6 protein-coding genes are annotated in these 12,216 nt (G+C 69.5%); 5 read left to right on the top strand and 1 reads right to left on the bottom strand.

Features of this window, described 5'->3' with window-relative positions; all coding sequences use genetic code 11:
- The first annotated feature begins 49 nt into the window (after positions 1-49).
- Both BUB09_RS14590 and zapE read left to right on the top strand, forming a co-directional pair.
- Complete coding sequence (locus tag BUB09_RS14590; RefSeq protein ID WP_072898695.1) at positions 50-835, top strand: lysophospholipid acyltransferase family protein; 786 nt, start codon at positions 50-52, stop codon at positions 833-835.
- Complete coding sequence (zapE, locus tag BUB09_RS14585) at positions 832-1,947, top strand: cell division protein ZapE (protein ID WP_072898693.1); 1,116 nt, start codon at positions 832-834, stop codon at positions 1,945-1,947. The genes BUB09_RS14590 and zapE overlap by 4 nt, the downstream gene beginning before the upstream one ends.
- Positions 1,948-1,960: 13 nt before the next feature.
- Here zapE and BUB09_RS14580 read toward each other — a convergent pair whose 3' ends face one another.
- Positions 1,961-3,256, bottom strand: a complete 1,296-nt coding sequence (locus BUB09_RS14580; protein ID WP_084083471.1) for a Xaa-Pro dipeptidase — start codon at positions 3,254-3,256, stop codon at positions 1,961-1,963.
- Between the two features lie 377 nt (positions 3,257-3,633).
- On the opposite strand from BUB09_RS14580, the gene BUB09_RS14575 reads away from it, so the two are divergent.
- From BUB09_RS14575 to pbpC, 3 genes are all read left to right on the top strand, one after another.
- Positions 3,634-4,185, top strand: a complete 552-nt coding sequence (locus BUB09_RS14575) for a hypothetical protein (protein WP_072898691.1) — start codon at positions 3,634-3,636, stop codon at positions 4,183-4,185.
- 65 nt (positions 4,186-4,250) lie between these two features.
- Complete coding sequence (locus BUB09_RS14570) at positions 4,251-10,046, top strand: alpha-2-macroglobulin family protein (RefSeq protein ID WP_084083470.1); 5,796 nt, start codon at positions 4,251-4,253, stop codon at positions 10,044-10,046.
- The gene (gene pbpC, locus BUB09_RS14565) at positions 10,006-12,195 is read left to right on the top strand and encodes a penicillin-binding protein 1C (RefSeq protein ID WP_245793297.1); all 2,190 of its coding nucleotides are present in this window, start codon (positions 10,006-10,008) and stop codon (positions 12,193-12,195) included. Before BUB09_RS14570 ends, pbpC begins: the two co-directional genes overlap by 41 nt.
- Positions 12,196-12,216: the final 21 nt, after the last annotated feature.

The following is a 12,216-nucleotide window of genomic DNA, read 5'->3' as shown; positions in this document are numbered from 1 at the left end:
GGCGCATTGTAGAAGCGGATCGTCGCTCGATCCCCGATAATGCCGCGCCATGGCCACCGACACTCCTTCCCTGCCCGCGCGCCTGCTGGCAGGTCTCTACACCGCGTATGCCACGCTGGTGTTCTGCATCAACACCTTTTTGCTGATCTGCCCGCTGATCCTGATCGCGCCGGGGCAGACGCTGCGCCGTCACATCGGCGCCTATGGCGTGCGGCTGGGCCTGATGCTGATGCTGGTTCCGCTGCGGATCCGCGGCGCCGGCAATCTGCCCGCCGGGCCCTGCATCGTGGTCAGCAATCACGCCAGCTACCTCGACGGGCTGGTGATGACCGCCGTGCTGCCGCGCCGCTTCACGTTCGTGATCCAGCACGGGGTCGCCAGCTGGTTCTACGCCGGCACCGTGCTGCGTCGCATGGGCTACCGTTTCGTCAACCGCAGCAGCGCGCGAGCCGGCGCCGTGCAGACGCGGGCGATGCTGCGCGATCTGCACAACGGCGAGTCGCTGGCGATCTTCGCCGAAGGCACGTTCAAGGCCGAACCCGGCCTGCTTCCATTCAAGAACGGGGCCTTTCTGCTGGCAGCCAAAGCCGGCATTCCGGTCGTACCGGTCACGATCCGCGGCACGCGGCGCTTGCTCGGTGGCGGCTCGGTCCGCTTCCGCTGGAGTGCGGTGGAAGTCGACATCGCGCCCCCGCTGCCGGTCGGCGACCACGCTGCCGCATTGCGCGACGCGGCCCGCGCCGTGGTGCTGGCCCGCTGCGGCGAACCCGACGCAGCCGTCGCGCTCGCTGGCGCCGAGCCCGACCCGATCGCCGCCACGGCAGAACCCGCATGAGCCTCGAAAGCCCCGAAACCCCCGCTGCAGACGCCCTGTCGCCGCGCCAGCGCTACCAGCAGGACCTGGCGCGCAGCGGCTTCGTCGCCGACGCCTCGCAGGCGGCTGCCGTCGACGCGCTCGACGAGGTGTATCGCGAACTGCTGGCGTATCCGCCGAAAAAGAAGCTGCTCAGCAACCGGCTCAGCTGGCCGCCGGTGTCAGGCCTGTACCTGTGGGGCGGCGTCGGGCGCGGCAAGACGCATCTGATGGACGCGTTCTATGACTCGCTGCCGTTTGGCTACAAGCAGCGCACGCACTTTCATCGCTTCATGCTCGATGTCCACGAGCGCCGGCGCACCTACTCGCACAAGCGCGACCCGCTCAAGCTGGTCGCGCTGGAGATCAGCCATCAAGTGCGCGTGCTCTGTTTCGACGAGTTCTACGTGTCCGACATCGCCGACGCGATGATCCTCGGCAAACTCGTCGAATACCTGTTCGACGAGGGCGTGACGCTGATTGCGACCAGCAACTGTGCGCCGGACGAGTTGTACAAGGACGGCTTGCAGCGCCAGAACTTCGTGCCGGCGATCGAGCGCATCAAGCAGCGGCTCAAGGTGCTGAACGTCGACGGCGGCGTCGACTACCGACTGCGCGCGCTGACGCGGGTCAAGCTGTATCTGGTACCGGCCGACGGCGACGCCGACGTGCTGCTGCCACCGTGGTTTGCGCAACTGGCCGGCGAAGCCGGCAAGCCGGACGCGGTGATCCAGGTGCAAGGCCGGCCGCTGCGCACGCGGCGCAATGCCGGCGGCGTGGTCTGGTTCGACTTTGCCGAGCTGTGCGAAACCGCGCGCTCGGCCGCCGACTACATCGAGCTCGGCCGTGAGTACCACACGGTATTGCTGTCGAACATCCCGCAGCTGAGCTTCGAGCACGAGGACGGCGCGCGGCGCTTCATCAATCTGGTCGACGAGTTCTACGACCGCGGCGTCAAGCTGATCCTGGCCGCCGCCGTGCCGCAGGATCAGCTGTATGCCGGCCGCAAGCTGCGCTTCGAGTTCAAGCGCACGCTGTCGCGGCTCAAGGAAATGCAGTCCGAGGAATACCTGGCCAAGCCGCACCAGGTCTGAGCCATGCGCGGCGTTACGGCAGCTGCGCCTTGCCGTTGCGCTTGTAGACCAGGCCCTCTTTCATCACGAACTGCACGCGCTCCAGCTCGCTGACGTCCTTGAGCGGATCGCCGCTGACGGCGATCAAATCGGCGTAGCGACCTGGCGCGATGCGGCCCACGCGGTCGCTGCGACCGAGCAAGTCGGCCGCATGTCCGGTGGCGGACTGGATCGCCTGCATCGGGGTCTGGCCCCACTCCACCTGCTTGGCGAACTGCTTGCCGTTGTCGCCGTGCGGATAGACGCCAGCGTCAGTGCCGTAGGCGATCCGCACGCCGGCCTGCACGGCCTTGCGGAAGTTCTCACGCTGCAGCCGGCCGACCTGGCGCTCTTTGTCCAGAATTTTTTCCGGGTAGTTCAGACGCGCGTATTCGGCCAGGATGTAGTCGTCGTCGTAGACGTCGGCGACCAGATACGTGCCGCGCGCCTTCATCATGCGAATGCCCTCGGCATCGAGCAGGCTGCCATGCTCGATCGAATCGACGCCGGCGCGCACCGCCATCTTGATGCCCTCGGTGCCATGCGCGTGGGCGGCCACCTTGCGGTCCCAGCGATGCGCTTCGTCGACCAGCGCATCCATTTCGGCCTGGGTGTACTGCGGTGCGCCGACCGAATCTTCTTCGCTGAGGACGCCGGCCGTGGCCACCATCTTGATCACGTCGGCGCCGTACTTGACCTGCTCGCGCACCTTGAGCCGCACGGCTTCGACGCCGTCGGCGACGCCGGTGAATCCAGTAAAGCGCAGCGACGGCGACAGCCCGGTGAAATCGGCGTGACCGCCGGTGGCACCGATGCCGTGCCCGGCAGCGACGATGCGCGGACCGCGCGTACGCTGTTCGTCGATCGAGCGACGCAGGGCCACGTCGACGAAGTCCGGCGCGCCCAGATTGCGCACCGTCGTGAATCCGGCCAGCAAGGTGCGCTCGGCATAGAGATGAGCATTGACGGCCACGTCGATCGAGCTGTCGCGGACCAAGGACTCGTAATAATCGCCAGGATCGCCGGTGATATGCGTGTGGCAGTCGATCAGGCCCGGCAGCAGCGTGGCGCCGCCCAGGTCGATCAGCTGCGCGCCTTCGGGGATCGGCAACGCGCTGCCGACCGCGGTGATGCGCCCGCCTTCGATCAGCACCACGGCGTCACGCAGCGGCTGGTCGGCGACCCCATCGATCAACTGCGCCGCGCGGATCGCGGTCACAGGGTCGGCGGCCTGAAGCGGCATCGAGGCGAGAGGCCATAACGCAAGCAGCAGCATCGTGGCGGTCGCCATGCGGCCCGCGCTAACCAAAGTCGTCAAAGTCCGTCCTCATCGTGATTGCGGCCGTGATCGGCCCGTCCGGCGGCAGGCTAGGCCGGCGCCGAGAAGGGCGTCAACGCAGGCGGCGCGATTGCCCCCGCATCACAGGCGCGCGGCCATCGCGGCCACCACGGCTGCCACCCGCTGCCGCAACGTTGGGCATCGATGCACCCGCGCCCATTCAGGCCACGGAATGTCGTTGTCACATGCCAGCGCGGCGCCCGTTCACCGATTCGGCGTCAGCAAATTGCCTACAGATCGCGGTGCGCCGCTGGAAGTTTACAGGCGTGCACAAAGCGGACCATGATATTCGATAACTGCCCCCGTCTCGGGCAACAGGGAGAGAACCCATGACGTCTGTTTCGATTAGGCTTCCGCTGTTCACGGCCGGTCTGCTGCTGATCGCCACTCCGCAGGTCGCGATGGCACAGGCGCGCGCTTCGGCGGGGGTCAACGTCAACGTCGACGTCAATGCAGGGCGCGGCGTTGTTCGCCCGAACGATCGTTACTACGACGAGCGCTACTACGACGACGGCTATTACGACGATCGTCGCGCACCGCCGCAGCGCGGCTTGGTGGGCGGGATCGTCGGCGGCGCGCTCGGCATTGCCGGCGACGCTACTCGCGGCGCACTCGGCATTGCCGGTGACGCCACCCGCGGCTCGCTGGGCCTGGCGCGCGACGTGACCCAGGGCGTGCTCGGCGCTCCGCAAGGCGGCCGCGTGTACGGCCCTGGCCCGGCGCGTGGTGGCAGCGTCAATGTCGGCGTTGGCGTCAACGTCGGCGCCGGTGTCGGCACCGTGCGTCCCGCGCCGCCGCGCTCGCCTTACATCTACCGCCACGATGACCGTCGCGACGATCGCCGCGACAACCGTCGTGACGAATGGCGTAACCGCGACTGATCCTCGGACGCATCGGCGACTCGGCTCAACCGGCTACAGTATGGAAAAGCCAAGAGAGCGACCCGATGCGTCATGTCTTCGTACTGGCGGCGCTGGCTTGGCCAGCGCTGCTGCAAGCTGCGGCGGTTGAGCACTTCACACCGACCGGCAGCTCGCGCGACGTACAACAGGCCGTAGCCCGCTTTTCGGAGCCGATGCAGGCTCTCGGCGACGCCACGGCCGCTGCGCCTTACGACGTCGACTGCCCCACGGCCGGCCAAGGCCGCTGGATCGACGACCGTCAATGGGCTTATGACTTCATCGAGCCCCTGCCCGCTGGCCTGCGCTGCCGGTTCACGCTAAAACCCGGCCTGACCACGCGCTCCGGTGCCCCGATCACCGGCACCCGGGACTTCGCTTTCGACACCGGCGGACCTGCAATCCGCCGCTCCCTGCCAGCCGATGGCGATCGCAGCGTCGACTCCGCTGCGATCTTCCTGCTGATGCTGGATGCATCTGCGACAGCGGCCAGCGTTGCCGAGCACGGCTACTGCAGCGCCGACAATCTGGCCGAACGTCTGCCGCTGCAGGTTTTGCAAGGCCCCGAACGCGAGGCGGTACTGAGTCAACGTCGCGCGCTGGGCTATCGCTACTACGAATTGCTGCGCGACGAGCGGGACCAAGACTGGAACCCGATGCCGGCGTCGGAACGCGAACAGCGCGAGCGTCGCTTGCTCGTGGTGCGCTGTGCGCGGCCACTGCCCGAGAACACCGACATCGCGCTGACCTGGGGTGCCGGCATCCGCAGCGCCAGTGGCGTTGCCACGACCCACGATCAGGTATTGAAGCTGCGCACCCGCGCCCCGTTCACGGCGAGCCTGGGCTGCGACCGGGTCAACGCCAATGCCCCCTGCGTGCCGGTGTTGCCGCTGCATCTGAGCTTCAGCGCGCCGGTGACCGCACAGCAGGCGCGTCAGATTCGTCTGGTCGGCCCTGGCTTCGAACGCGCCGCGCGCTGGGACGAGCCGGACTCGGGCGGCCCGGTCGAGCGTTTGCGCTTCGATGCACCGCTGCCCGAAGGCGCCCAACTGCAATTGCAGCTGCCGGCCGACTTGCGCGACGACGCCGGCCGGCCGCTGGCCAACGCCGGCAGCTTCCCGCTGGCGGTGGTCACCGACCAAGCGCCGCCGTTGGTCAAGTTCAGCGGCGAGTTCGGCATTCTCGAATCCAAGCTCGGCGGCGTGCTGCCACTGAGCTTGCGCGACGTCGAGCCGGCCGTGGCCGCGCAGCGCATCGGCGGTACGCGCCGGCGCATCGACGACGAGGCCGAGGTGCTGCGCTGGATCGCGCGCGTGCGTCAGCGCATGTCGCCGCAGTGGGCCGACGACAAGCCGGTGCCGCCCGGCGTCGAGTCGGTATTTGCCGGCGCGGGCGATGACGCCAACGGCGCGCAGGCGTTCGAGCTGACGCGGCCGGCCGGCGGAAAAGCCTTCGAGCTGATCGGCATTCCGTTGACCGAGCCCGGCTTTCACGTCGTCGAGTTGGCCAGCCCCAGGCTCGGCGCCGCGCTGCTGGGCAAACCGGCCACGCGTTACGTGGCGACGACGGCCTTGGTGACCAACCTTGCGGTGCATTTCAAATGGGGCCGCGAAAGCTCACTGGCGTTCGTGACCACGCTCGACGGCGCGCGCCCGGTGGCGGCGGCCCAGGTCCGCGTCGTCGACGGCTGCGACGGTCGGCCGCTATGGAACGGCGTCAGCGACGCCAACGGCATCGCGCGGATCGACGACGTGCTGCCCAAACCGGCGTCGTGGGGCGATTGCAGTGGCGATGACGGCCATCCGCTGATGGTCAGCGCCCGCGCCGACGGCGATTTCTCGTTTGTGCTGAGCAGTTGGAGCGAGGGCATTTCGCCCGGCGATTTCGGATTCGATAGCGGGCTGTGGAGTGCGCCGCAGATCGGTCATGCGGTGCTCGACCGACGCCTGTTCCGCGCTGGCGAAACGGTGTCGATGAAGCACTACTGGCGCCAGCACACGCGTAGCGGCATCGCGATCGGCCAGCAGGCGCCGACGGCGCTGGTGATCGCTCACGCTGGCAGCGACGAGCGTGTGACGCTGCCGCTGCAGTTCGACGCGCAAGGCATCGCCGAAGGCCACTGGGCGATCCCGGCCAACGCGCGTCTCGGCCAGTACCAGTTGTCGTATCAGCGCGGCGACGAGACCCTCGGCGACGGCGGCAGTTTTCGCGTGGAGCAATATCGCGTGCCGCTGATGCGCGCGATGCTGCAGGCGCCGGCAGAACCCGCCGTGGCTCGACGCGAACTGCCGCTGGACTTGTATGTGGGTTACTTCAGCGGTGGCGGCGCCGGCGGGCTGCCGGTCAAGTTGCGTACGCAACTGCAAGCGCGGACGCCCGAGTTCGACGGCTACGAGGGCTATCGCTTCGACGCACAGCCGATCGAGCCCGGCATACGCGATGAAAGCGACACTGGCCTGTTTCCGGACGCGAACGAGGCCGATTCTGGCAGCGCGGCGAGCCGGGCCAGCCGCACACTGCCGCTGACGCTCGATGCCAACGGTGCCGCGCGCGCGGTCGTCGACGCGCTGCCGGCCGACGACACGCCGCAGACACTGATCGCCGAACTGGAATATCCGGATGCCAATGGCGAGCTGACCAGCGTCCGCAACAGCACCGCATTGTGGCCGTCGTCGGTGGTCGTCGGTATTGCGACGACCACGAACGGCGCCGCACCGGGCCGCGTGCCGGTCAAGGCCGTCGTGCTCGGGCTGGACGGTCGGCCGCTGCGCGGGCGCAAGGTCGACGTGACGCTGTATCAGGTCAAGCAGCACGCCTATCGCAAGCGACTCGTCGGCGGCTTCTATACCTATTCGCAGAGCAGCGAAACGATACGTCTCGACGCCGGCTGCAGCGCACGCAGCGACGCTCAGGGCTTGGTCCGCTGCACGCTGACACCCGGCGTCAGCGGCATGCTGTTGATCGAGGCGCGCGCGGCCGACGATCAGCGACGCGTCGCGCGAGCCGTCGATACGCGTTGGCTCGCCGGCGCCGACGACACCTGGTTCACCCAAGGCGATTCCGACCGCATGGACCTGGTCGCCGAGCGCCGCCAAGTCGAGCCCGGTGAATCGATCCGCTTACAGGCGCGGATGCCGTTTCGTCATGCCACGGCCTTGGTCACGGTCGAACGCGAAGGCGTGATCGACGCCTTCGTTACCGAACTGTCCGGCCGCGATCCGGTGGTGACGATCCCGGCGCTGGATCGTTACGCGCCCAACGTCTACGTGTCGGTACTGGCGCTGCGGCCGCGCGTCGGCGACTTCCGCTCGCGGTTCTATCGCTTCCTGCGCTGGCTCGGACTCGACCGCTGGCTGACGCTCGACGGCGACAGCCCGACCGCGACCACCGACCTGTCGCGGCCCGCATTCCGGATCGGCATGGCGGCGGTCGACGTTGGCTGGGCGGCGCATCGACTCGACGTGCAAGTGAAGCCTGGGAGCGACACCTACCAAACCCGCTATACGGCGCGCGTCGATGTGCAGGTCAAGCCGAGCGACGGCAGCGCGTTGCCGGCGCGGGCCGAGATCGCATTCACCGCCGTCGACGAAGCACTGCTCGACCTGCTGTCGAACGACAGCGTCGATCTGCTCGGCGCGATGATGCAGCGTCGCGGCTACGAAGTGCTGACCTCGACTGCGCAGACGCAAGTCGTCGGCAAGCGTCACTACGGGCGCAAGGCGCTGGCGCCGGGCGGTGGCGGCGGCCGTGGCGCGGCGCGCGAACAACTCGACAGCCTGCTGCTGTGGAAGGGGCGCGTGGCGCTCGACGCGCAAGGCCACGCGCAGATCGACGTGCCGCTGAACGACGCGCTGACCGGCTTCCGGCTGACCGCGGTGGCCAGCGCCGGCGCCGACCGCTTCGGCACCGGGCACGCGAGCATCCGCACCACGCAGGATCTGCAATTGCTGTCCGGACTGCCGCCGTTGGTGCGCGAAGGCGATCGCTTCGACGCGGTGTTCACGCTGCGCAACACCACGGCTCGCGCGCTGTCGCTGCGCGTCGACGCGCAAGTCGGCGCTGATGTCGGCGCGCCGATGCCGCCCCAGCGTGTCGACATCGACGTCGCCGCCAACAGCGCCGCACCGGCGCGCTTCCGCATCGAGGCGCCCGCCGGCGTCGACCATCTGCAATGGCAGGTCAGCGCTCGGCCGCGCGATGCAGCCGCCGATGCGACGCCGCTGGATGCGTTGAAGGTGTCGCAGATCGTCGCACCGAGCACGCCGGTCCGCGTGACTCAAGCCGCGCTGCTGGCGATCAACGACGGCCGGCTGACGTTGCCAGTGGCCACGCCGCCCGGCGCGCTGACCGGGCGCGACGGCGTCGCGCTCGGCGGCTTGCGGATCGGCTTGTCGCCGTCGCTGACGGCGGGCCTCGATGCGAGCCGCGACTGGATGCGCGACTACCCTTATGCCTGCGCCGAGCAGCGTGCGTCGCGCGCGGTGGCGCTCGGTGACCGCGCGCAGTGGGACGCCTTCGCCAGCGAACTGCCGCGCTATATCGATCGCCAAGGCCTGCTGCGCTACTTCCCGTCGAGCGCGCTCGACGGCGACGCCGAACTGACGGCCTACCTGCTGCAGCTGGCCAGCGAGTCCGGCTGGACGCTGCCCGATGATCTGCAATCGACACTGCTGTCCGGCCTGCGCCAGCAACTCGACGGCCGCGTATCGACCGTCGGCATGTCGCGTGGCATCAGCGACGCGATCCGGCTGCAGTCCATCGAAGCGCTGTCGCGCTACCAGATGGCGCGCGCAGCCGATCTGACGACGCTGCCGGGCGATCCGAGCCTGTGGTCCAGCGGCATGCTGGTCGACTACCTCGGCGCGCTGCAGCGGATCGATGACGCGCCCTCGCGCAATCAACGCCTGGCGCGAGCCAAGCAACTGCTGCGTGCACGCTTCAACGTACAGGGCACGGTCATCACGCTGAGCGCCGCTGGCGGCGACGCATCGCGACGCCCGCTGCTGACATCGGACGACAGCGTCGCGCTACGCGCGGTGCTGGCGCTGCTCGCCGAAGCCGACGCGCGCGACGAACTGCCGGCACTGATTCGCGGCGCGTTGCAGCGCCAACATGCGGGCCGCTGGGATCTGACCACGGCCAATGCCTGGGGCGCGCTGGTACTGCAAGGCTTCGCAGCACGCTACGAGCGCGGCCGCGTCGACGGGCGCACGAGCGCCACGCTCGACGGGCAGCAAGCCGATCAACGCTGGGCAGCCGCACCACAAGGCGCCGCGCTGGACTTGGCGTGGCCTGCGGCGGCATCGACTCTGCAACTGAGTCATGACGGCAGCGGCGCGCCGTGGGCGCTGGTGCAAAGCCGCGCCGCGCTGCCGCGACGCGAACCGTTCTCCAGCGGCTATCGGATCACGCGCACGCTGACGCCGGTGGATCAGCAAGTGGCCGGTCGCTGGACGCGTGGTGACGTCGCACGGGTGCGCCTCGAAGTCGACGCGCAGGCCGACATGCGCTGGGTCGTCGTCGACGACCCGATCCCTGGCGGCAGCACGCTGCTCGGCACCGGCCTGGGCCGCGATCCGGCCCTCGTCGCTGGCGACGGTGGCGCATCGTCGGCCAGCCGCGTGTGGCCCGCGTTCGAGGAGCGGCGTTTCGACGCCTACCGCGCCTATTACGCGTTCGTACCCAAGGGCCGTTTCCAGATCGAATACACGGTGCGCTTCAACACCAGCGGGCACTTCTCGATGCCGCCGACGCATGTCGAGGCGATGTACGCGCCGGAGATGCTCGGCGAGCTGCCGATCGATGCGCTCGACGTGGCCGGCGATGCCGCGCCGGCTGACTAATCGTCTGCTCGCGGCGCTGGCGCTGCTGATGGCCGGCAGCGCCAGCCTGCTCGCAGCTGCCTGGCTGTGGGACGTGACCACGCCGCCGGCAATGCCCGACCCGGACGCCGCACGCGCTGCATACCGAACGTCCGACGCGGTACTGCTGGATCGCCATGGCGCGCCGATTCAATCGCTGCGGATCGACCTGCACGGTCGCCGGCTCGAATGGACGCCGCTAACGGACGTGTCGCCTGCGTTGCGGGCTGCCGTGATTCAGGCCGAGGACCGGCGCTTCGAACAGCATGCAGGGGTCGATCCGCTGGCCGTGCTCGGCGCGCTGCGCGACCGCGTCAGCGGCCGGGCACGGCGCGGCGCCAGCACGATCACGATGCAGCTGGCCGCGCAGCTCGACCCGCAACTCGGCGGTGGGCGCCAGCGCCGCAGCATGCTGCAGAAGCTGCGCCAGATGCGCGCCGCGCAGGCGATCGAAACGCGCTGGAGCAAGGATCAGATTCTGGAGGCCTACTTGAACCGCGCCGGGTTTCGCGGCGAGCTGCAAGGCATAGCCGCTGCGTCAGCCGCGCTGTTCGGCAAACAGCCCGCAGGCCTGGACGCTGACGACGCGTGGACGCTGGCCGCGCTGCTGCCGGCGCCGGGCGCAGCGCCGCCAGCGGTCGCCGTCCGCGCCTGCCGCTTGGCCCGGATCAGCGGCGCCGCTTGCGCCGCGCAGCAAGCGCGAACGCTAGCCGCGTTGGCCGCGCAACGGTCCGTCGGCGGCACCGGCGCTGCTGACGACACGTCGCTGGCGCCGCACTTGGCGCGCCAGCTGCTGCGCCGGGCCGGCGAGCGCGTGGTGTCGACACTGGACGCCGGCGTTCAACGGCTGGCGCAGCAGGCCTTGCGCACGCAGCTGGCGGGCCTGGGCCGCGAACAGGTCCGCGACGGCGCGGCCGTGGTCGTCGACAACGCCAGCGGCGACATGCTGGCCTACGTCGGATCGGCCGGGCCGGCCAGCCGCGCGCCGCAGGTCGACGGCGCGCGGGCGCTGCGCCAAGCCGGCTCGACGCTCAAGCCGTTTCTGTACGCGCTGGCGATCGAACAGCGCTGGCTGACGGCCGCCTCGCTGCTCGACGACGCGCCGGTGGCGCTCGAAGCCGGCCCCGGCCTGTACCGCCCGCAGAACTACGAGCACGACTATAAGGGCTTGGTCAGCGTGCGCACCGCGCTGGCCGGGTCGCTGAACATCCCCGCCGTGCGCACGCTGCTGCTGACCGGCGTGGACCGCTTCCGCGAACGGCTGCACGACGTGGGCTACGTCGCCGGACTGACCCAGCCCGGCGACTGGTACGGCTATTCGCTGGCGCTGGGCTCGGCCGACGTCAGCCTGCTGGAACAGGTCAATGCCTACCGCACGCTGGCGCGCGGCGGGCGCTGGTCGCCGCTACGCTTACGGCCGTCAGACCCATCGCCGGACCCGCGCCCGGTGATCGCGTCCGAGGCCGCGTGGATCGTCCGCGACATCCTCGCCGACCGTAGCGCGCGTGCGATCACGTTCGACCTGGAAGGTCCGCTGTCGACGCCGTATCGCGCCAGCGTCAAGACCGGCACCAGCAAGGATCTGCGCGACAACTGGTGCATCGGCGGCACGCAGCGCTATACGGTCGGCGTGTGGGTCGGCAACTTCGAAGGCGACCCGATGCGCACCGTCTCGGGCATCACCGGCGCGGCGCCCGCCTGGCGCGAGATCCTCGACGCACTGCCGCGCGACGACGCCGATACCGATGCCGCGCCGGCCGGGCTGGTGCAGCAGGCGCTGCGCTACGAGGCCGGCATCGAGCCACCGCGCCAGGAATGGTTCATCGCCGGCACCCAGACCTCGCAGGTCGCCATCGCGCGCCCGACCGCGCAACGCGCCCGGCTGGTGTCGCCGGCCACGGGCAGCCTGATTGCGCTCGACCCCGACATTCCGCTGAGCCGCCAGCACGTGCCGCTTCAAGCGCAGCCGGCCAGCGCGTCGCTGCGCCTGAGGCTCGACGGCCGCGACATCGGCAGCGCCGCCAAGGTCGTGCTGTGGACCCCGCTGCCCGGGCCGCATCAGCTGGAGCTGCTGGACGCCGAGGGGCGTTCGCTGGACCGCGTCGACTTCAGCGTGCGCCGGCCCGGCTGACGCCGACGGGCTTGCATTTGT

The sequence above is a fragment of the Hydrocarboniphaga daqingensis genome (assembly GCF_900129825.1).
GTDB classification, from domain to species: domain Bacteria; phylum Pseudomonadota; class Gammaproteobacteria; order Nevskiales; family Nevskiaceae; genus Hydrocarboniphaga; species Hydrocarboniphaga daqingensis.
This window is presented reverse-complemented; position numbering and strand designations above follow the sequence as displayed.